Annotated in this window: 21 protein-coding genes and 1 pseudogene; 9 read left to right on the plus strand and 13 right to left on the minus strand. The window is 59.2% G+C overall.

From position 1 onward, the window contains the following. From JV551A3_RS18240 to JV551A3_RS18250, 3 genes are all read right to left on the minus strand, one after another. Window positions 1-2823 (minus strand): Ig-like domain-containing protein (locus JV551A3_RS18240; RefSeq protein ID WP_133979023.1); only part of this gene is annotated, 2823 nt, incomplete at its 3' end. Window positions 2824-3255: 432 nt separating this feature from the next. Further along, complete coding sequence (locus JV551A3_RS18245) at window positions 3256-3567, minus strand: hypothetical protein (protein ID WP_133972693.1); 312 nt, start codon at window positions 3565-3567, stop codon at window positions 3256-3258. 128 nt (window positions 3568-3695) lie between these two features. Beyond that, window positions 3696-4028 (minus strand): hypothetical protein, encoded by a 333-nt coding sequence (locus JV551A3_RS18250; RefSeq protein WP_133972691.1) that lies wholly within the window; start codon window positions 4026-4028, stop codon window positions 3696-3698. 557 nt (window positions 4029-4585) lie between these two features. Between JV551A3_RS18250 and JV551A3_RS18255 the strand changes: the two genes are divergently transcribed. From JV551A3_RS18255 to phnX, 5 genes are all read left to right on the plus strand, one after another. Then, complete coding sequence (locus tag JV551A3_RS18255; protein ID WP_133979025.1) at window positions 4586-5251, plus strand: SOS response-associated peptidase; 666 nt, start codon at window positions 4586-4588, stop codon at window positions 5249-5251. 235 nt (window positions 5252-5486) lie between these two features. Beyond that, window positions 5487-6575, plus strand: a complete 1089-nt coding sequence (gene psrA / locus JV551A3_RS18260; protein ID WP_133972685.1) for an iron-containing alcohol dehydrogenase PsrA — start codon at window positions 5487-5489, stop codon at window positions 6573-6575. A gap of 88 nt (window positions 6576-6663) precedes the next feature. Then, the gene (locus JV551A3_RS18265) at window positions 6664-7959 is read left to right on the plus strand and encodes an MFS transporter (RefSeq protein WP_133972683.1); all 1296 of its coding nucleotides are present in this window, start codon (window positions 6664-6666) and stop codon (window positions 7957-7959) included. 50 nt (window positions 7960-8009) lie between these two features. Next, window positions 8010-8876 (plus strand): LysR substrate-binding domain-containing protein, encoded by an 867-nt coding sequence (locus JV551A3_RS18270; RefSeq protein ID WP_133972681.1) that lies wholly within the window; start codon window positions 8010-8012, stop codon window positions 8874-8876. A 77-nt stretch (window positions 8877-8953) separates the two neighbouring features. Then, window positions 8954-9781, plus strand: a complete 828-nt coding sequence (gene phnX, locus JV551A3_RS18275) for a phosphonoacetaldehyde hydrolase (protein WP_133972679.1) — start codon at window positions 8954-8956, stop codon at window positions 9779-9781. A gap of 139 nt (window positions 9782-9920) precedes the next feature. Here the strand turns inward: phnX and JV551A3_RS18280 are convergent, their stop codons facing one another. The 5 genes from JV551A3_RS18280 to JV551A3_RS18300 form a co-directional block, all read right to left on the minus strand. Further along, window positions 9921-10415: an HIT family protein gene (locus JV551A3_RS18280; RefSeq protein ID WP_133972677.1), complete on the minus strand. Its 495-nt coding sequence runs from the start codon at window positions 10413-10415 to the stop codon at window positions 9921-9923. A 211-nt stretch (window positions 10416-10626) separates the two neighbouring features. Continuing rightward, on the minus strand, window positions 10627-11535 hold the full coding sequence (locus tag JV551A3_RS18285) for an AraC family transcriptional regulator (RefSeq protein ID WP_305955781.1): 909 nt from the start codon (window positions 11533-11535) through the stop codon (window positions 10627-10629). Window positions 11536-11670: 135 nt separating this feature from the next. After that, window positions 11671-11955 carry a hypothetical protein gene (locus tag JV551A3_RS18290; RefSeq protein WP_166674261.1) on the minus strand — a complete coding sequence of 95 codons (285 nt, stop codon included), beginning with the start codon at window positions 11953-11955 and terminating at the stop codon, window positions 11671-11673. 247 nt (window positions 11956-12202) lie between these two features. Further along, on the minus strand, window positions 12203-13126 hold the full coding sequence (locus JV551A3_RS18295; RefSeq protein WP_133972675.1) for an NADP-dependent oxidoreductase: 924 nt from the start codon (window positions 13124-13126) through the stop codon (window positions 12203-12205). Between the two features lie 58 nt (window positions 13127-13184). Beyond that, window positions 13185-13616 carry a DoxX family protein gene (locus JV551A3_RS18300; protein ID WP_133972673.1) on the minus strand — a complete coding sequence of 144 codons (432 nt, stop codon included), beginning with the start codon at window positions 13614-13616 and terminating at the stop codon, window positions 13185-13187. Between the two features lie 297 nt (window positions 13617-13913). Here JV551A3_RS18300 and JV551A3_RS18305 point away from each other — a divergent pair, with 297 nt between their 5' ends. From JV551A3_RS18305 to JV551A3_RS18315, 3 genes are all read left to right on the plus strand, one after another. Beyond that, the gene (locus JV551A3_RS18305; protein ID WP_133972671.1) at window positions 13914-14651 is read left to right on the plus strand and encodes an SDR family oxidoreductase; all 738 of its coding nucleotides are present in this window, start codon (window positions 13914-13916) and stop codon (window positions 14649-14651) included. Between the two features lie 27 nt (window positions 14652-14678). Beyond that, a complete protein-coding gene (locus JV551A3_RS18310) occupies window positions 14679-14933 on the plus strand; it encodes an Atu4866 domain-containing protein (protein WP_133972669.1) in 255 nt (84 codons plus the stop codon). Window positions 14934-15141: 208 nt separating this feature from the next. Continuing rightward, window positions 15142-16041, plus strand: coding sequence for an AraC family transcriptional regulator (locus JV551A3_RS18315; RefSeq protein ID WP_133972667.1), 900 nt, complete (start codon window positions 15142-15144; stop codon window positions 16039-16041). A 17-nt stretch (window positions 16042-16058) separates the two neighbouring features. Here JV551A3_RS18315 and JV551A3_RS18320 read toward each other — a convergent pair whose 3' ends face one another. The 5 genes and pseudogenes from JV551A3_RS18320 to JV551A3_RS18345 form a co-directional block, all read right to left on the minus strand. Next, complete coding sequence (locus tag JV551A3_RS18320; protein ID WP_133972665.1) at window positions 16059-16616, minus strand: flavin reductase family protein; 558 nt, start codon at window positions 16614-16616, stop codon at window positions 16059-16061. An 88-nt stretch (window positions 16617-16704) separates the two neighbouring features. Next, window positions 16705-17466, minus strand: coding sequence for an SDR family NAD(P)-dependent oxidoreductase (locus JV551A3_RS18325; RefSeq protein ID WP_133972663.1), 762 nt, complete (start codon window positions 17464-17466; stop codon window positions 16705-16707). A 132-nt stretch (window positions 17467-17598) separates the two neighbouring features. Next, window positions 17599-18015, minus strand: a complete 417-nt coding sequence (locus JV551A3_RS18330; RefSeq protein ID WP_133972661.1) for a nuclear transport factor 2 family protein — start codon at window positions 18013-18015, stop codon at window positions 17599-17601. 147 nt (window positions 18016-18162) lie between these two features. Next, window positions 18163-19068 (minus strand): LysR family transcriptional regulator, encoded by a 906-nt coding sequence (locus tag JV551A3_RS18335; RefSeq protein ID WP_133972659.1) that lies wholly within the window; start codon window positions 19066-19068, stop codon window positions 18163-18165. 397 nt (window positions 19069-19465) lie between these two features. Then, window positions 19466-19597, minus strand: a pseudogene (locus tag JV551A3_RS18345) (DUF4113 domain-containing protein); the annotation flags it as partial. Here JV551A3_RS18345 and JV551A3_RS18350 point away from each other — a divergent pair. Then, on the plus strand, window positions 19596-19988 hold a 393-nt coding region (locus tag JV551A3_RS18350), incomplete at its 3' end, for a tyrosine-type recombinase/integrase (RefSeq protein WP_167494836.1). The pseudogene JV551A3_RS18345 and the gene JV551A3_RS18350 overlap by 2 nt on opposite strands.

Genomic DNA, 19988 nt, shown 5'->3' on the forward strand with positions numbered 1-19988 from the left:
GGTGAGGGTGACGGTGCTGTTCGGCTCGGCGGTACCACTAACGCTACTGCCGTTGCTGAGGTTGACGGTGGGTACAGCCGGGGGCACGACGTCAACGGTGGTACTGACCTGCCCGCTGGTATTGCCGGCCGGGTCGGTCGCCGTGGCATTGACCACAGTGCCATCCGGCAACGGTGTGCCTGGCGTGAACGACCAGTTGCCGCTGCCGTCGGCGGTAGTCTGGCCGATCGGGTTGCCGCTGCCGTCGGTCAGGGTGATGGTACTGCCGGGCTCGGCGGTGCCGCTGATTTCGCTGCCGTTGCTCGGCTCGACCACCGGTGCGGCCGGGGCTACCGTATCCACTGTGATGCTCGATGGCGCGCTAGTGTTTCCGGTCGGGTCAGTCGCGGTGGCATTGACCACAGTGCCGTTGGGTAACGGGCTGCCCGGTGTGAAACTCCAGTTGCCGCTGCCGTCGGCGGTGACCTGACCGATCGGGTTGCCGCTTCCGTCGGTCAGGGTCACGGTGGCGCCCGCTTCGGCGGTACCGCTGATGGTCGAGCCGTTGCTTGGATTGATTACCGGTGCAGCCGGCGCGCTGGAGTCGACGGTGACCGTCGCTGCCGGGCCGGTATTGCCAGCCGCGTCGCTCGCCGTGGCATTGACCACGGTGCCATTGGGCAACGGCGTGGCTGGCGTGAACGTCCAGTTGCCGCTGCCGTCAGCGGTGGCTTCGCCAATCGGATTGCCACTGCCGTCGGTGAGGGTGACGGTGCTGTTCGGCTCGGCGGTACCACTGAAGCTGCTGCCGTCGCTGAGGTCGATGGTGGGTACACCCGGGGCCACGCCGTCCACGGTGGTGCTGCCCTGCCCGCCGGTATTGCCGGCCGGGTCGGTGGCCGTGGCGTTGACCACAGAGCCATCCGGCAGCGGTGTGCCTGGTGTGAACGACCAGTTGCCGCTGCCGTCGGCGGTAGTCTGGCCGATCGGGTTGCCGCTGCCGTCGGTCAGGGTGATGGTACTGCCGGGCTCGGCGGTGCCGCTGATTTCGCTGCCGTTGCTCGGCTGGACCACCGGCGCGGCCGGGGCCACCGCATCCACTGTGATGCTCGATGGAGGGCTGGTATTGCCGGCCGGGTCGGTTGCCGTGGCGTTGACCACAGTGCCATCCGGCAACGATGTGCCTGGCGTGAACGACCAGTTGCCGCTGCCGTCAGCGGTAGTCTGGCCGATCGGGTTGCCGCTGCCGTCGGTCAGGGTGATGGTGCTGCCTGGCTCGGCGGTGCCGCTGATTTCGCTGCCGTTGCTCGGCTCGACCACCGGCGCGGCCGGGGTCACCGCATCCACTGTGGTGCTCGAAGGAGCGCTGGTGTTGCCGGTCGGGTCGGTGGCGGTCACATTCACCACAGTGCCGTTGGGTAACGGGCTGCCCGGCGTGAAACTCCAGTTGCCGCTGCCGTCGGCGGTGACCTGGCCGATCGGGTTGCCGCTGCCGTCGGTCAGGGTGACAGTGCTGCCCGGTTCTGCGGTGCCATTGATAGTGGTGCCATTGCTGGGGTTGACCACAGGTGCGGCCGGGGCCTGCGCATCCACTGTTGTGCTCGTCGGCGCGCTGGTGTTGCCGACTGCATCCTGGGCGACCACGTTGATCACTGTGCCATTAGCAATGGGCGTGGTCGGGGTGTAGGTCCAGTTGCCACTGCCATCGGCCGTCACCTGGCCGATCGGATTACCGTTGCCATCGGTGAGGGTCACGGTGCTGTTCGGCTCGGCGGTACCGCTGAGCTCGGTACCATTGCTCGGGTTGATCACGGGTGCCGCTGGCGCCACGCCATCGATGATGGTGCTGGCGGGCGGGCCGCTGTTACCCGCGGCATCCACGACCACCGCGTTGATTACCGTGCCATCGGGCAGTGGGTTTTCAGGTGTGTACGACCAGTTGCCATTGCTGTCGACAGTAGTCTGGCCAATGGGGTTGCCGTTGCCGTCGGTGAGCACCACGGTGCTGCCCGGCTGGGCGGTACCACTGAGGCTGGAGCCGTTGCTCGGGTTGATTTGCGGCGCATCGGGGAAGTCGGGGGCCTGCACGGTCGCGGGCGGGCTGCTATTGCCGGCTGGATCGGTCACCACCACGGAAACCGTTTCTCCGTTGGTCAGTGGTGGATTCAGCGGAATCTGGAATTTGCCGTCGGGGCCGACCACCACGCTGGCGTCGGTTTGCCCGTCGCCGTTGCTGTCGATACCCACGGTGGCGCCTGGCTCGGCCGTGCCGCTGATGCTGCTGCCATCCGGGGCAATCTGCAGTCCGCTGGCGGGCGCCGGGGCCGTGGTGTCAGGCACACTGCCGACACCGTCACCGCTACCGCTACCGCTACCGCCACCGCCACCGCCGTTGCTGTTGGCAAGCGCGACACCACCACCAATGATCGCGGCGCCAGCCAGAAGTGCACCGCCAGGGCTGAGCCCGGCAATGGTGCCATCGGTGCCAGTGAGCGACTCGAACCCGGCCGAAGTGCCCTGAGGCACATAACCTGCCACCAACGGCCCATCGGCAGCGACCGGCGGCAGGTCAACGGCCAGCAGTTTGTCCCGGTCTACCAGGTACAACTGGCTTGCAGGCTGCCCTTCGGCATAGAAGTTGGCAATGCGCAAGCTTTCGCCAGACTTCAGTTGAACGATCAGGTCGGCACCACTTTTTTGGTAGCCCGTCACACTTTCGGGCGCAATATCCAGAACAATGTTACTGCTCTGAGTAAGCGTCAGGATTCCGTTGTCGGGGATTGCGATGGGGGCGGCAGAAGTAACACTTTGAGCGAGGGGAGATACCTTGGCCTGAATGGACATACCTGACAGTCCTTTTGTCAATAGCACGACCGGGCGATCGCACGCGTATATCCAGAAATAGCACGCCCCCGATAAAACGCCAGAAGGGTTTAAAAATTATTTCAGGACGGTCTCGGGCGCGGCGTTTCATCATCAACGCTGGCAAAAATCCTGGTGATCTATTACTTTTGAGTTAGTCCCGTCCTGAACACAGGAGCGCATAACTGGAAGTTGCTCTTATCAACAAGGTGCTAGTTGATAAGTACCCATCCGCCCATGTTGATAGTTGCGAACGAATCGTGTTTGCTTCGGTTTATTGGCGATTCATTCAACTTAAACCTGGGCATGTAAGCTCGCCAGCAAGGCAGCCTGGCGCGATGATCGGCTCGAACCGGGCAACATGAGACAGAAGGCCGCTGAGCGCGGCCTTCGAGCGAACCGTTCAGTATTTCCCTAGCTGAACTTGAGCTTGGCTACCTTGCTCAGTGCCCACCCGCTGAAAACGTAAAACGCATCCAGGTAGAAGCGGCCTTCGTAGTTGGGGAGCGGTTCACGGTTCAACAACAGCTCGGGCATGTCGGGCGAAGGGGGAAACAGCGCATAAAAGCCGTTGGGCAACACGGCCAACACGATGAGTAGCAGGTAGGTCACGGTCCGCAGCATGGCGGCGCGGTTATCGGCTTGCTCGGCCCATTTCAGGCCGAACCAGGCGACCAGGCCGGCAACCGGCAATACCCAGAAATGCGTTGGCATACCAATGAACATTTCCGCGACGACGCTTCTTGTTTCCAACCTGATGCTCTCCGTTCAAATGAGTGGATTATTGCGGTTGGCGTCTGCAAATGCAAAAAGCCCGCTCGATGGCGGGCTTTTTGTTCTCGGGGGTTAGTTGTTCAGGCCTTTGAACACATCAGCGCGGCGTCAAGCAGCCTGCCATGGTCGTACCAGGCATCGCGTTGATAGGCCGCGAACTGGCGCTGGGTACCCGTGCCCCGCACCTCGACCAGGCCACCCGCCTTGTCGGGGTCGGTGCTATCGACAAACAGTCTGACCGAATTATCGTCATCGACCTGGTAGGTTTTAACATTCCCTTGTAGTTCGCTTTTGACGCATCCCAGGTACGCCGGCGTGCTTCTTTCCATGGCCCCGGCCGCATACCCATGGCCCTCACGCACATCGGGGTCATGTGCGCAGCCTGCCATGAACAATGTGGCGAAGGTGGACATCAGTATTGCGCCTGCTACCGATCTTGAACTCTTCACGCGACACGCTCCTGCCGCCCCATCGAGTAACTTGGGAAAGTGTTACCAAGCCGCATGCACCTTTTTTGTTTTTGTTTGCCCATGTTACTGCTCAACGTCAGCCGGGTAATATGCTTGTTAGCTATATCGGTTTCGGGGTGGGCTTTCTCCGCGTAGATACCTTCGGTCATGGGCCAGCCGACAAGTTCCAGGCCCAGGCAGCCTGGCCGTGCTTGCGTTGTGCCCCGATTCCGGGGGCGGCTGAGCCCACAATCGGGAGTCAGGCAATGGCCTTCAGGAACACCAGGGTCGCCACCAGATCCAGTAGCAGCACGGCAACCACAACGAAGACCAGGTAGTAGCGGTCATCCTGAGTCATTTTTGCATTCTCCGAATGATCAATGCCTCAGGGTCCCAGCAATTCCTGTTCCAGAACAGGGGCACATCCGATCATGGTCGTTTCGTCCATGCTCCTCGCGCCCGCAGCCTTGCGCCCAGGAACCATGCCCTGGCCTATGCTCATGGTTTCGGAGGAAGCGATCATGTGCGGAAGGCTCAGCCAGTACCGTGGCATACATGACTTCGTTGAAACCCTGAGCCTGCCTGAGGCCTGGCGGAACAACGTCGGCGATCAGCCGCTTGACCGTTACAACATCGCACCGACCACCCCGGTGGCGGTATTGCGGATGGATGAGGCAGGCCCACGAGCGGACCTGGTGAGGTGGGGATGGCGGCCGCATTGGGCGGCCGGTCGTGCTGCGCCGATCAACGCGCGGGTCGAGAAGGTGGCGCATGGTCCGTTCTTCCGGGCGATCTGGCCACACCGGGCCATCACCCCCATCGACGGCTGGTACGAATGGGTTGATGAAGGGGGGCCGAAGAAGCAGCCTTACCATATCCGGCGCCAGGACGGGCGCCCTGCCCTTTGCGCCTCGATCGGCCAGTTCACCGGTACCGAGCACGACGGGTTCGTCATCATTACCGCCGACTCCCAGGGCGGAATGGTCGATGTTCATGACCGCCGGCCTGTCGTGTTGTCGCCAGAACTGGCATACGAGTGGATCACGGCAACAATGCCGAGCGAGCACGCAGAACAACTGGTGCTCAACCTGGGAGAGCCGGCCGAAGCCTTCGAGTGGTACCGGGTGAGTGTGGCCGTGGGGAATGTGCGTAACCAGGGTGCCGAGTTGATTAAACCGCTTCAGTGAACATGTACAAATCTTTGCGCACGCTCCAGGGCTCTATTCGCCACTGATCCCTCCCAACCCACCGGCCTTGCCCGCTGCGCGTCATGTGCAGGGGCGCTGCCTGCCCGGAGTTTGCGCAATCCCCGCTGGCGCTGTTATCGGCCTGGCCGATGCTTGCCTGCAATCAAACGATTGGAACGAAACCTGCCCGCCAACGAGCATGGCCGCACCTTCAAACAACAATAAGGAACTGCCCATGTCTGCCTGTTTCCACAATCCTGTGTCGACCGTGTTCGGCGCTGGCAGCCTGGCTCGCGTTGCCGAGCTGTGCACTGGCAAGGTCACTTTGGTGACGTTCCCCGAGGCCGCTCAGCTGGGGCTGGTTGAGCGCGTGCGCGGCCTGCTTGGCGAGCGTCTGGTCTGCGTGATCGACACTGTGCAGCCAAACCCGGACGTGGCCTGGTTGCGCGACGTACACGAACGGTTCTGGGCCGAGCACGGTGACTGTGACAGCGTCTTCGCCCTGGGTGGTGGCAGCGCCATCGACACCGCCAAAGCGCTGATCGTCGGGACACAATCTGGAAGCTTCGATGAACTGCTGGAACTGCTCGCCAGTGGCAAACCGTTCACCCCCGCGCGACACAAGCCACTGATTGCCGCGCCGACCACGGCCGGAACCGGCAGCGAGGTGACCCCCTGGGCCACGTTGTGGGATAGCGCCCGGCAGAAGAAATACTCCCTGCACCTGGCCTGCACCTGGCCGCAGGTGGCGTTGATCGACCCACAGCTGATGCTCAGCGTACCGGGCCGGGTGACGGTATCCACCGGGCTGGATGCGCTGTCGCATGCCCTGGAAGCGATCTGGAACCACAACGCCAATCCCATCTCCGACACCTTCGCGGTGTCGGCCATCGAAGACATCCTCGATTGCCTGCCACAGCTGCAACAGGACCTGGCCAACCCCGAGCTACGCGCGCGTATGGCCCTGGCTGCGCTCAAGGCCGGCATGGCGTTCTCAAACACCAAGACCGCACTTGCCCATTCCATCTCCTATGAAATGACCTTGCGCCATGGCCTGCCCCATGGCATCGCCTGTTCGTTCACTTTGCCGATGGTCCTGGGCCTGGCCTGGGGCCGTGATGGGGAGCGCGACCGTACTTTGCAGAAAGTCTTCGGCCCCGACCTCGCCAGCGCGCAGCAGCGCTTGCGAGGCTTCCTCCATCGCTTGGGCGTGCACACCGAGTTCGAGGACTACGGCGTGACAGCGGCCGAGGCCGAAGCGATGATCGATGAGGCCATGCAGGGCGCACGCGGGCGCAATTTCATCGGCTCGCAAGCCGCCTGACACCCCCACGCCTTTCCTCCAGCACCGAACAAGAGTGCCGACTCGCCGCGCCCCCGTGCCGGCGGCAGCGTACAAAAAGGAAATCGTCATGAACCGTGCTCAAACCCTGCCTGGCTCGATCCCGACCGCAATGCCGTTTCGCCTGGCCCAGTGGCGCATGCTGCTGGCGGCCATGTTCTGCTACCTGTTCTTCTACACCGGCCGCCAAACGTTCGGCTTCGCCATCCCAGGCATCCAGGCTGAGTATGGTTTCAGCAAGGAAACCCTGGGCTGGGCCTCCAGCGCCATGTTGTGGATGTACGCCATCGGCCAGGCTGTAAACGGCAACCTGGCCGACAAGTTCGGCGGCCGGCGCATCATGAGCCTGGGCGCGGTGCTTTCCTGCGGCGCCAACTGGGTCACCAGCTTCGCCGGAGGCTTGATGAGCCTGGTGCTGCCCTGGGGCATCAACGGCTATTTCCAGTCCTTGGGCTGGGCACCGGGCAGCCGCCTGCTGTCGAACTGGTGGGGTGCCGCCGAGCGCGGCAAGGTGTACGGCTTCTACGTGTTCGCCGCCGGCTGTGCCTCGGTGCTGTCGTATGTCACCTCAGTGGTGGTGATCGACGTGCTGCACCTAGAGTGGCGGTGGATCTTCCGCCTGCCGGTGCTGCTGATGCTGGCCGGTGGCATCGTCTTCTACCTGGTGGCTCGGGAGCGGCCGCAGGACATGGGCTACGCGGCGCTGGATGACACCGGCGTGGCCAACGCCCACGATCGTGGCAGCGAAGCCGCGCAGGGCGATGAAGAATCTTCGCGTCAGCGCTACCGTGCCGTGCTGAAGAACCCCCGCCTGTTGGTGGCGGCGCTGTCCTTGGGGTTCCAGAACGCCGCCCGCTACGGCCTGATCGTCTGGGTGCCGGTGCACTTCCTCGGCGCCAACTGGCAGAAGGGCGACAGCTTCATCGACCCGAAGTGGATCACCATCGCCTTGCCGGTGGGCATGGCGATCGGCGCACTGAGCAACGGCTGGGTCTCTGACAAGTTGTTCGGCAGCAAGCGCTACCTGGCAATCATGCTGTACATGGTGCTGGGCGCACTCACTAGCCTGTGGATGTGGAGCCTGCCGGCGCACAGCGCAGTCGGCCTACTGGCACTGTTCCTGTGCGGCTTCTTCGTCTATGGCCCCGCGTCGAGTTTCTGGGCGCTGTGCCCAGACCTGGTCGGTGCCCGCCGCGCTGGTACCGCGACCGGCATCATGAACTTCTCGTCGTACCTGTTCGCCGGGCTGGCCGAGCCGCTGATCGGTCGTATGCTGGATACTACCGGTAATACGTCACTGATCTTCGTCGTGGTTACCACGGCATGTGCCTGCAGCGCCTTGGTCGCGCTATTCGTGCGTCGCTGAGGGCGCTGCCATGCTGCCGACCCGCTGCTGTTCCTTGATCGAGAGAAGCCATGTACCAGTATCACAAGTGGTTGCGGTCCTTTCACGCGGTTGCCAGCACCGGCAGCTTTACCCAGGCGGCGCTGTTGTTGAGCATCGGCCAGCCGACCATCAGCGAGCAGGTGAGCGGCCTGGAGAAGCGTTTTTCGGTGGAATTGTTCCATCGCCGCGGGCGCTTCATAGAGCTGAGCTATGCAGGCCGTCAGCTCTACGAGATCACTCAGGGTCTCTTCGGTCAGGAAGACGAAGCGTTGCAACTGCTGCAGAGCTTCCAGCAGCGTCAGCAAGGCATGCTGCGGATCGGCGCTGTGTCTCCACCAATCGCCATGAGCCTGACCTACAACCTGAGGCAACACTATCCGCGGGTCGATCTGGAAACCTCTTTCAGCAGCGAAGCCGGGACCCTGGAGCGGCTCTACAACTTCGACATCGACCTGGCGATCCTGGCCCTGTCGGAGTTCGACCAGCGGCTGAGCACGCGGCTCTATCGCACATGCCCGATTCTTGCGGTGGTGCGCGACGACCACCCCTGGGCCCAGCAGGCCAGCGTGAGTGTGAAAGAGATCGCCGGGCAGCCGCTGGTGTTGCGCGAACCGGCCTCGCGTACCCGGCAGCTGGTGGAAGAGGGTTGTCGCCAACACGGCGTGGAGCTGGATTGCGTCATGCAACTGAACAGCCGCGAGGCCATCGTCCATGCAGTGGTGCATGGCATCGGCATTGGCTTCGTCTCGGCCGTGGAGCATGCCGACCGGCCCGGTACCCGCTCGATCGCCTTCGCCGAGGACCCGTTCCACATCAGTTACTACCTGTGCTGCCTGGCGATTCGCCGTAACCGGCCGATCATCGCCGAGCTGTTCGACTCCTTGACCGAGCGATAACTCAAGCAACCAGGGCAAGCCCGCCAGAGCCACGGGCCGGCTTCGCTCATCCCGTTTTTACTCAATGGAGCAATGTCATGAACTATCAGCAACCCAAGAAACTGCAGGCGGTCATTCTTGACTGGGCCGGCACGGTGGTGGATTTCGGCTCGTTTGCCCCCACCCAAATTTTCGTTGAAGCCTTTGCCGAGTTCGGAGTGCAGGTCAGCCTGGAAGAAGCCCGCGGGCCAATGGGCATGGGCAAGTGGGACCATATCCGCACATTGTGCGACCTGCCGGCAATTGCCGAGCGCTATCGCCTGGTGTTTGGTCGCACGCCCACTGACAACGACGTGACGGCTATCTACGAGCGCTTCATGCCGTTGCAGATCGAGAAGATTGCCGAGCACTCTGCATTGATTCCAGGCGCCCTCGAGGTCATCGCGCAACTGCGTGACAAAAACCTCAAGATCGGCTCGTGCTCTGGCTACCCCGCAGTGGTGATGGAAAAAGTCGTAGCGCTGGCCAGGACCAAAGGCTACGTCGCCGATCATGTGGTAGCGACCGATGAAGTACCGAACGGGCGCCCGTACCCGGCGCAGTCGCTGGCCAACGTTATCGCCCTGGGCGTCAGTGATGTGGCGGCTTGCGTCAAGGTCGACGATACCTGGCCTGGTATCCTCGAAGGCCGCAGTGCGGGGATGTGGACGGTTGCCTTGACCTGCTCAGGGAATGCCTTGGGGTTGACCTATGAGCAGTACAAGGCCTTGCCCGATACCGAGTTGGAGCAGGCGCGGACCAGGATTGGCCAGATGTTCGAGGGCGCACGACCGCACTACCTTATCGATACCATTGCGGAGTTGCCGGCAGTGATCGCCGATATCGAGGAACGTCTGCAACGTGGTGAGATGCCCCAGAGCGTCTGACGCCCCATATGCTTGACGGTCGGTTTTCAAAAATCAGCCACCCAGGCAACCTAGTCATTCAGTTCGGCCAGACATGTTTCTGTCTGCACCGTCCGCTTTCGACCCAAAGCGGCCATTCGCGAAACCTGACGTACTCAGGCTAATCGGGCTTGAAATCGAAAGCGCCACGCAAGGCCGCAACAACTTCATCAACACCAAGACCTTGTACCGCTGGCGGCACGGGGCGTTCACAAAACTCTCGCCAGACAAACAGCATCAGCTCTGCACCATCGGTTTGCGGTATCGCGCTGTCAATCGAGCCGAAGGTTTGCAGCAGCCTGTACCTTTCGTCCTGCCAGAACAAGGCTTCCACCCAGTCATATACCGGGATGAAGTGGAAGTGAATGGAGTATCCGGCATCATGCCCAAAGCGACCGATATACACGCGTTTGGGCTTGAGACGCTCTTCGATAGCTTTCTGGATTCGAGCTTGGAGCACACCCATCTCCGCTTGCGCTTCGATGGGTAGCGCGGCCAAGGAATTGGTCATGCACTTTGCACTGAGCATGACATAGCCGGGCAACGCGCTATCCATGCGGTGGTTGAGAACCCAGTATCTGGATTCATGAATGAGGAGACGAGACGGTATATCCATGAAACGGCCTTAAGGGTATCCGGCGAGGGTAGCATTGCGACGGAATGATGTCCGCTACTGGCCGATTTTTGCCGTTCGCGAAGGGCCGCTAGGGGTCGATAGCAGACATTCTGCGACTGACCGCTATCGACTCATAGCCGATAAGGTGCCGCAGCACCTTCTGCTCGGCGTCTGCCATTAGGGTTGTTTTAGCCGAGCCTTCAGCAGCACCTTACCCGAGAGACCGAAGCTTCGCGATATCTCGGCTCGGTGGGGCCCCAAACATCCGGCTGTATTCACGGCTGAACTGCGAGGGACTTTCATAGCCCACCTTGAATCCGGCTGTAGAAACATCCAGGCCCTCTGAGATCATCAACCTGCGTGCATGCTGCAGGCGAAGTTGTTTTTGATACTGCAAAGGACTCATCGCGGTGACAGCCTTGAATCGATGGTGAAGCGTCGAATTACTCAGATTGACATAGCTCGCTAGCTTATCGATGTGCAACGGCTGTGCATAATTATTGTTCAGCCACTCAATGGCCCGAGTGACGCGATGGGTCTGGCTATCGGTTATGGCTATCTCATGTAAACGCTGACCCTGCTGGCCTTTGAGCAGTCGGTAGAAAATTTCCCGCAATGCGAGCGGCGCCAACGCCGGGATATCCGATGGCACATCCAACAGACGTACCAATCGCAGCATTGCATCAAGCAAGGAGCTGTCGATCTTATCCAGATATAACCCTCGATGGGGCTGTTGGCTCGGCACACCGACAGGACTGACGTCTGCGATCAGCTGAGCTATTTCTGCCGGATCGATATCCAGGCGGATGCAGAAATAGGGCTTTTCTGAGGATGCCTCTGTCACTTGACCCGCTAGAGGCAGGGTTACCGAGACGACCAGATAATTCAAAGGGTCGTAGACGTAGCATTCTTCCCACAACTGCACCTGTTTACGGCCCTGCACAACGATGCATAGCCCCGGCTTATGGACAGTATGGATCACGTCGGTTGGAGTATCACTGCGTATGAAATACAGCGGAGCGATTCCCGTCTGAAACACGCCATAGGTGGGAGCATAACGATTCATGGTTGATGCTAGCTCGGCCCTCAGACGCATCAGCTCTTCGTCCCTATCATCCACTGCCAATACCTCCTATTAGGCTGGTTCTATTGCAGAGAATAAATTGGTCGGCAGCCTTTTGGGTAGATGCAAATGGACACCCTTCAAATGCGAGAGCCCGGCGGGCCGGGCTCTCGATAGGATGGGCTATATGCGTCAAGCATAGGTGGCACGATCCGCATCGACTTTAGCCACTCTACGGGCATTAAGACGTTCCGCACCACCTTCAGCCACACGGCGGTCATTCAGACGATCACCACCACCCTCAGCCACACGGCGGTCATTAAGGCGATCCGCACCACCCTCCGCCACAAGGGGAGCCATCACTTCTTTGCACGTGTGATTGGCCCAACTTCCAATTTCTTTGGCTGGCAGTGCCATCGAAGCTGCGCTGAGAGCAGACAAGGCGATTCCAATTATCATGGTATGTACAGTTTTCATGACAGCGACTCCGTAATTTGCGATGGATTCATTGCCGGTTGTCAGTGCAAAGCGTGACGTGGATTCCTGTTTATTGCAGGCTCGGTCGCTCTGATGGCCGGCGGCAGAAGCGGGCTCGCTTTCTGCTTGGGCTCAGATTACGGCGGCGATGAGCAGGCCGTTATTTGGTTCCTGCGAGGCTTTTGCATATTTCTGCACAGGGCCGCCTTCTGGCAGATTTACTCGAGCGCAGGGACTTCGAGGTAAATCACCGATTCACATCGAACACCAGTTTGCCGCGAGTATGTCCTCCCCGGCTTAGCATCAAAGCCTCAGCCGCGTTGGAAAGCGGAACGACCTCAACCTCGGCGTGTAGCTTCTTCTCAGCAAACAATTTCGCTATATCCGCTAACTGGCGCCCGTCCGACCGGGTTGCGAAGTTTTTGCCGACTACGCCGTACTCAAGAGCTTTCTGCGCGTTGGGTGTGCTGACAGGCGAAACTAACGCCCCTCCGCGCTTGATCACCGTCCAGGACCGATTCTGAGTTTCTCCGCCGATCAGATCAATCACCGTATCGACATTGCTGACGAGGTTCTCGAACTGTTGTGCGGTGTAATCAATGAACTGATGGGCGCCGAGTGATCGGAGGTAGTCTCGGTTTCTGGCCGAGCCCGTTGCCACTACATGAGCGCCGGCCAGCCGTGCTAACTGGACCGCGAAACTACCCACCCCTCCTGCGGCACCGTGAATCAAAACAGTCTGGCCTGGCTTGATTTCGGAGTGTTCGTGCAGCGCCTGCCAAGCAGTAAGCGCTGCGGCAGGAATTCCACCGGCGTGAAGAAGTGATAGCCCATCGGGTTTGTGCGCAAGCCTGTCGGGCGTTGCAAGAGCCTGAGTGGCGTAACCACCGACTATTCCAATGAATCCGAACACCTCATCACCCACTGCGTATTCATGAATATTCTTTCCAACAGCTGCAATGGTGCCAGCAACCTCGACACCCGGCGTGTAGGGGAAGGACATTGGGATGAACTGCTTCATGGCCCCCGAGAGAATTTTCCAGTCGATCGGATTGATTCCGCTCCCGGCAACGTCAATCAGAACCTGATCATCGTTGGGCACCAGCTCTTCAAGCTCTATCAGCTCAAGCCGCTCAACCTGACCGTACTCTGCCACCTGTATAGCTTTCATGAACGTCCCCTCTGTAGGTAATGGTTTATCTAAGTCGATGGATGGCAGCGCGCGTCAGTTAATGGCGGCGCGAATCCAAGCTGAAGCGGCCTGCGCCGTAGGCCACGATCTGCAGCAAACCGCCGGCCATCGCGATGTTCTTGAAGAAGTGAATGAATTGATTTTGCTCGGCCAGAGCACTGTGGAAGACCACCGCAGTGAGGACACTGAAAAGCGCCAAACCTGCTGCGACAACACGGGTCTTATAGCCGGCGACTAGAGCTACACCGCCGGCTATTTCCACAAGAATGGCAAGCGTCAGCGCTAAGGAAGGAAACGGCAGACCCACTGAACTGATGTAGCCGATCATCATGGCCGGCGCGTTTACCTTGGATATGCCGGAGAGGATGAATATCGCGCTCAGAAAAACGCGACCTACTAGTGCGGCGGCACCAGCTGTTGCAGCCGAAGGATGAGAGGCTGAGCTTGAAATGGTGGTGGCGTGAGGCATGGCATACGTTCCTTGATGTAAGCATTCCGGAATGGAACGCTGGTAGGAGGAAGTTTGGAACAGCCTCACATAGCTGAATAGACGGTTAATTTCTTGGTTTATGTTCGATTAAATAGAAAAGCCTTTTCCCTTTTTCCCACTGATAAAGGGATGAGTTCCAACCCCGACCGCTAACGCAGGATCGTGCATGTTGGCCATAGGAATGGGATAACCCAGCCCAGTTCAGGCTTCTTACTCTTGCTTCACCACCTGCCTGTCGGCGGTGGCCCCTCAAGCCAGAAACAGGAGTACGAAAAAATGCACGGCATCGAACAAAAAGTCATCGTGATCACCGGCGCCAGCAGTGGTATCGGCGAAGCAACAGCCCGCCTGCTAGCCAGCAAAGGCGCTCGCGTGGTCCTGGGCGCCCGCCGCACCGATCGCCTGGAAACTCTGGCCAGGGAGATTCGTTCAGCAGGCGGTATCGCTGATGTCCTGGCGCTGGATGTCACCAACCTGGATGACATGCAGTCCTTTATAGACTTCGCTGTCGAACTGCACGGACGCGTCGACGTGCTGATCAACAATGCCGGCGTCATGCCGCTTTCTAAACTCGAAGCGCTCAAGGTAGATGAGTGGAATCGGATGATCGATGTGAACATTCGCGGTGTCCTGCACGGCATTGCCGCAACGCTGCCGCTCATGCAAGAACAGCGCGCCGGTCAGATCGTCAATATTGCCTCGATTGGAGCCTACGCGGTGAGCCCGACCGCTGCTGTGTACTGCGCTACCAAATATGCCGTACGAGCCATTTCCGAAGGTTTGCGCCAGGAGGTGGGGGGTGACATCCGGGTCACCGTCATTGCCCCAGGCGTCACCGAGTCCGAACTGGCCGACAGCATTTCCGATGAGGGCGGGCGTGCCGAGATGCGCGAGTTTCGCAAGATCGCGATTCCAGCCTCTGCGATTGCCCGGGCGATCGCCTACGCCGTAGAACAGCCTGCGGATGTCGATGTCAGCGAACTGATCGTGCGTCCAACCGCAAGTCCATTCTGAATGTTCGGTCAACAGCGAGGAAATGCCATGGGTGAACCACTTGGTGATCAGGATAAATACGTTGGCATGTGGGTGACGGCTGACGGACGCATTCGCCATGAGCTCCTGCCTGGCGGCCGCTATGACGAAGCCCGTGGAGGGCAACAAAGCGCGTACCAAGGTCGATACTGGCTAGAGGGTGATCACATCGAGTATGTGGATGACAGCGGATTTACTGCCGACGGGGAGTTTCGTAGCAACGTGCTGTATCACGCAGGGATGATTCTATATCCCGAGCGTTGAAGGCCCGGCCGGAATGGAGACATTCCGGCTTTTTTTCGACCTTTACCTTTCAGAACACGCATCCAGAGCGGGTTCTTTACATCCCCATACGGGTCCGCGATGGGCCTTCACCATTGAAAGCCTAGGCTTGAACTTCAAGTCCACCCTGTGAGACCAATGCCCGAGGTGGCTCGTTTGAGCAGGCGTACTGACTGAGGCGACGATTCCCATGGATGTCATAGAGCGGACTTCAGCCCATGGTTTGGAGGCTTACATTCGGGGTGAGCGGCTTGCCGCCTCGGACGTCCTGGCCGACAGGGATATGTTGGTGCAGATCTTTAACCGGGAGCGTAAAGAAGAGAGCTTTATCGTGCCCGCCGTAGCTGAGCCCTTGCTCGTGTGGATCATCTCCGGGAATGCTGCCGTTCAGGAGCGTGAGCTTGACGGCGACTGGCAATGTAGCCAAGTGTCCAAAGGTGATTTCTTCTTGACTACTTCGGCACAGCCTTACGAGATGCGCTGGAACGTAGACGGTGTAGAACCATTTGAAGTGATGCATATCTACCTCGGCATCCCGCTTTTGGAAAAAGCCATCCATGAGGTCTTGGGCGGGTCTGTGGAAGCGGTTCGACTACGTGAAGTCTCAGGCGGGCGTGACGATGGGTTGTCCGTTCTACTGGAGCAAGTTCGCCTGGAGCTGACGGGGCACAGGGCTAGTCCTCTTTATCTGCAGGGCCTGGCCCAGTGCATCGCCATTCACCTTGCCCGCAGCTACCTAGACAGCTCAGCGGACGATATCGTGCGCCGCAACGCATTACCTGCTTACAAGCTGCGCCGCGTGCTGTCGGCGATGGAGGCGAATCTGGCTGAGGATTTCAATCTCGGGCACTTGGCCGAAATAGCTGGGATGAGCGAGTACCACTTCAGCCGGCTGTTCAAAAAAGCCGCTGGTTATTCACCGTCGCAGTTCTTTATCAGACTGAGGATGGCAAGAGCCCGGCAGCTCCTGGTCGAAACGGATCGGAGCGTGATCGATATAGGCTTGGATATCGGATACAGCAGTCCAAGCCATTTTTCGCAGGTGTTCAAACGTGAGGTTGGCGTCACGCCCACTCAATACCGTAAATAGTGAGTGGGCCACCCCAGTCAGAGGTTCTGGGGACGAAATTGCTGGCGAAAATCCAAGGTTTCCCCAGCCACCATGAATTGACCGCCTCCCCTGTAGTGCAGCGTTCTGGGCTGCTCCACGGAGCGATCTACGTGCGCTTTGACGACCTCCCAAATGAACAAGCCGTAATCGCCAATCAGCTTCGAGTCGTACAGATGGCATTCGAAGCTGGCATAACATTCGGCTATCAGCGGCGCTGCAACCCGCGTTGCCGCTGTCGCGGTAAGTCCGAATTCACCAAACTTGTCTACGTCACTGCCCGTACTGTTGCCCACCGCGACTACCTGGTCCGCCAGCTCCAGGGTGGGTACGTTGATCACACATTCCTGGCTGTTGCGGATCAGTTCGTAGCTGTGGTTCCCCGACCAGATGTAGCAGCCAAAAAGGGCTGGATCGAACTGCATCATCATGTGCCATCCCATGGTCATGATGTTACTCTCGCCCTTCCAGGCTGAGGTCACGAGGACTATGGGCCCGGTTTCCAGATGCTGGCGAACGTCGATGAGTGGAAAGTCGGATTTTCGAGGTGCGGTCATGACGCCTCCGCTGAAAAGGTCTGCTAGCAAGAAAACGCGTTGTGCTGCCAATGCAGCACAACGCGGACAACGCGGACAACGCGAAGGATTAACCTACCGGGACGCTCATGCCGCCATCGGCCATGACCACCGAACCGACAATGAAGCTGGCGCGCTCGGAAGCCAGGAAAGAGACAATCTCGGCGATCTCTTCCGGTGCTGCAGCTCGACCGATCGGCGCGGACTTGCCATGCTCTTGCAGGAACCCAGGACCGTCTTCCATGAAGTGGTTCAACAGGTTGGTAACCACATCACCCACGCCAATGGCATTGACCCGAATGCCATGCTCAATTGCTTCCAGCGCCTGGGTACGAGTCAACTGTGCTAAGGCGCCTTTGGACGCGGTATAGGCCGCGATACCGGGAAATGCGAAGTAGGACGCGTACGAGGCGATGTTCACGATCGCGCCGCTCTTGTTCTTCATCATCTCCTTCATCGCCTCTCGGGAATGAAGAAAGGCCCCCGTCACGTTGGTTTGCATCTGCCATTCCCAATCTTCACGGGTCATCTCGACGAGGGGCTTGTATAGGATGCGACCGGCGTTATTGACCAGGACGTCCAGCTTGCCAAACTTCTCTACCGCCAACGCCACCGCTTGCTCGGCAGAACCGTCAACGGTGATATCGGCGACGAAAGGAACCAGGCCGGGACGCTCAAGGGCGTTGACTTTCGGGTCGATATCCTCGGCAATGACTTTCGCTCCACGGCTCTGAAGGAGCTCGGCGATGGCCTTCCCGATGCCGCTAGCCGCACCGGTTACCAGCACCACTTTGCCTGCCACTTCATTTGGGGTTGGGATGAAGTCAGTCATTTTGATGTCTCCAAGTCAGGAATTGGTTGTCGCTTTCGACGGTGCCAATTTCTCTCTTTTTGGCATTCGACTCCTTGGCGACCTTGCTTTGCCTGTCGGAGTTTTGCTTCTTTCGTGTACTAGGCAGCGGCGCTAGCCCGGCATCACCACGGGGGAGTCCAAGGCATAAGACGCCTGGACAGGATCGAAGTACTCACGAATATGCGTCAGCTTTCCCTCAGAAACGCTAACGAAAAGGACATATTCTTGTGAGTACGTTTTACCCGTCTCAGTGATGATCCCCTGCGCCTTGACTTGCGCGACGGCGGACACTGAATCAGCGAACTGCTGAATACGTATATCGTGGAATCGAAACGATTCAACCGCTCCGACAAACCAGGCGACGTGATTGAGCACTTGCTCGCGGCCGACTAGCTTTTCCGGGTGACCGAGACTCGGGGCGAAGGGCAGCTCCCAGACGATGTCTGGGGCGATTAGGGATTTCCATTTTTCATGGTCATCAACAAACGTTTCGAAATGGTGTTTGAGAAGCTCGGCTGCCGAATACATAGGTTCACCTCGTGGTACCGGAAATTTGTGACCATTGAGGCCAGGCACCGGAGCGCGGGTCTGGTCTATGAGCAACAGCCTAACAGGGGCGTAGCTGGCTAAAAACCAGAAGAATATCGAAGGTTTTATTCGACTTATTCGACAAGTTTAGAGAGCTTCGGCTTGCTGGCCGAAGCGTTTGATGAGCCACAGACCAGCCGGCCCAGGCGGCAAATCAGTAAGGTAGATAGCGTCAAACGCGTAAGAGCCGCCTTTGCAATCGGGCAGATCGAGATGGATAAGATGTCCCGAATTGAGGTCCGCTTGGACCATAGGTAAGGGCATGTTGCCCCAGCCAATGCCTTCTTTGAGTAGCATGTGTTTTGCGCCTAAGTCCGCAAGCCGCCAGGTGCGGGGGCTTACTACGGCAAAATCTCTGTCCCCGGTAAGCGTTGAGCGATCTGACAACACCAATTGGACGTGATTTCTTGCCGCCCCAGGTTCGTTGCGGCCGGCGAGGGCGAGTGGGTGGGCCGGGGCTGCAACGGGTACTAACTCAACACTGCCTACGCCGACACGCTCAAGGCCATCCCTCCCCGCCTCCAGGGGCCCACTGATCCCAATGCCGGCTTTTTTCTCAAGTACTAGTTGCGTGACCGCCCCGAGCGCTTCCATGTGTAGATGCAAAGCCACGGTTGGGAACACCGCTCTAAAAGTCCTAAGCGCGTCGACCACCCGCTCCGCTGGCAGCATTACATCCAGAACAAGATGCACCTCTGCTTCGAGACCATGCAGCAGTCCAGACACCTTCGATCGCAGTCCGTTGACTCCGTTAATGATGGTTCGTGCTTCGGCCAATACTGTACGGCCAACCTCTGTCAGCTGTGGTTTACGTGTCGTCTTGCGGTCAAAAAGTGATACGCCGAGCTGCATCTCCAGATTGGAAATGGCATAGCTCACCACTGACGTTGCACGATGCAATTTCCTTGCAGCGCCAGCGAAGCTTCCCACTTCTACGACCGTCAGGAGAACTTTCAGCTGGTCTAGAGTTGGTGTGCCAGGGTCTGAGATCATTTTACCAGCTCGGCATATTGGATTGAGGCATGCTATTTCGGGCGCGTCACTCTGTCGACAGGTGAGTACATCCTCGGCCGATTATGTTGAAGCGCCTTTAGTTCTACTGAGACCATGAGCGGCAGCTATGGGTCGAAAGCAGCCATTCACGACCTGCAACTAACGCCCCCTAGCCACTAGGCGCATCGAGCGACTCAAGCTGCCTCTCCATCCTCAATCAGCGTCCACCGCCTAGCCGCCTCGGCAAACTCCAGCATGTCTGCCAACTGGCTCGCATCAACGTCCACCCGTAGGTGCGTAGAAGTCGCGAGCTCGGCAAGCCCCCCGGCTCGACCATCAAAATCGGCTATCAGAGCGGGCTGATCACTGAGTTCGGCCAGCCAGGCCGTTGGCAGGCTCAACTTTTGACCGTCCACAGTTGATCGACACGCGTAGCACAGGATTGGCTCATCATCTCCCTCCTCATCCCCCAGGCCGGTGTCGCCGGCACGCTGGCGGCTCACATTGCCCCCCTCCCCCAGCGCTCATTGCAATGGGAAGATGTCGACCTCGATCAACGCTCCGCAACGATTCGCCGGATCATCGTGAACCGAGCGCCACAGGAGCGCACGAAGACAAAGCACCATCGGGTGGTGCTGCTAAACGAGCGAACGCTGAATGCCATCCACGAGGCCCAGAGGATGGCCGAGCTCCGGCGCATGGCTTCCAATTCAGCGCACGTGGTCAGCCCATTTGTGTTCCAACCGAGCAAAGGTGGGCTGTGGATCACCGAACCAAGTGTTACAATCCGCCACTTCAAATCGGCGCTCAAGGCGCTGAACATCCGTGAACGCCGTCAGTACGACACCCGCCACACCTACGCCACCATGTGCCTGATGTTTGGGATGAACCCCGCGTTCATCGCGAACCAGCTTGGTCAC

The organism is Pseudomonas inefficax (assembly GCF_900277125.1).
Lineage (GTDB): Bacteria > Pseudomonadota > Gammaproteobacteria > Pseudomonadales > Pseudomonadaceae > Aquipseudomonas > Aquipseudomonas inefficax.

Coding starts and splice junctions, on each gene's coding strand:
- JV551A3_RS18245 (WP_133972693.1), bottom strand. CDS start 3,567: ATGTTCATTGGTATGCCAACGCATTTCTGGGTATTGCCGGTTGCCGGC.
- JV551A3_RS18250 (WP_133972691.1), bottom strand. CDS start 4,028: ATGTCCACCTTCGCCACATTGTTCATGGCAGGCTGCGCACATGACCCC.
- JV551A3_RS18255 (WP_133979025.1), top strand. CDS start 4,586: ATGTGCGGAAGGCTCAGCCAGTACCGTGGCATACATGACTTCGTTGAA.
- psrA (WP_133972685.1), top strand. CDS start 5,487: ATGTCTGCCTGTTTCCACAATCCTGTGTCGACCGTGTTCGGCGCTGGC.
- JV551A3_RS18265 (WP_133972683.1), top strand. CDS start 6,664: ATGAACCGTGCTCAAACCCTGCCTGGCTCGATCCCGACCGCAATGCCG.
- JV551A3_RS18270 (WP_133972681.1), top strand. CDS start 8,010: ATGTACCAGTATCACAAGTGGTTGCGGTCCTTTCACGCGGTTGCCAGC.
- phnX (WP_133972679.1), top strand. CDS start 8,954: ATGAACTATCAGCAACCCAAGAAACTGCAGGCGGTCATTCTTGACTGG.
- JV551A3_RS18280 (WP_133972677.1), bottom strand. CDS start 10,415: ATGGATATACCGTCTCGTCTCCTCATTCATGAATCCAGATACTGGGTT.
- JV551A3_RS18290 (WP_166674261.1), bottom strand. CDS start 11,955: ATGAAAACTGTACATACCATGATAATTGGAATCGCCTTGTCTGCTCTC.
- JV551A3_RS18295 (WP_133972675.1), bottom strand. CDS start 13,126: ATGAAAGCTATACAGGTGGCAGAGTACGGTCAGGTTGAGCGGCTTGAG.
- JV551A3_RS18300 (WP_133972673.1), bottom strand. CDS start 13,616: ATGCCTCACGCCACCACCATTTCAAGCTCAGCCTCTCATCCTTCGGCT.
- JV551A3_RS18305 (WP_133972671.1), top strand. CDS start 13,914: ATGCACGGCATCGAACAAAAAGTCATCGTGATCACCGGCGCCAGCAGT.
- JV551A3_RS18310 (WP_133972669.1), top strand. CDS start 14,679: ATGGGTGAACCACTTGGTGATCAGGATAAATACGTTGGCATGTGGGTG.
- JV551A3_RS18315 (WP_133972667.1), top strand. CDS start 15,142: ATGGATGTCATAGAGCGGACTTCAGCCCATGGTTTGGAGGCTTACATT.
- JV551A3_RS18320 (WP_133972665.1), bottom strand. CDS start 16,616: ATGACCGCACCTCGAAAATCCGACTTTCCACTCATCGACGTTCGCCAG.
- JV551A3_RS18325 (WP_133972663.1), bottom strand. CDS start 17,466: ATGACTGACTTCATCCCAACCCCAAATGAAGTGGCAGGCAAAGTGGTG.
- JV551A3_RS18330 (WP_133972661.1), bottom strand. CDS start 18,015: ATGTATTCGGCAGCCGAGCTTCTCAAACACCATTTCGAAACGTTTGTT.
- JV551A3_RS18335 (WP_133972659.1), bottom strand. CDS start 19,068: ATGATCTCAGACCCTGGCACACCAACTCTAGACCAGCTGAAAGTTCTC.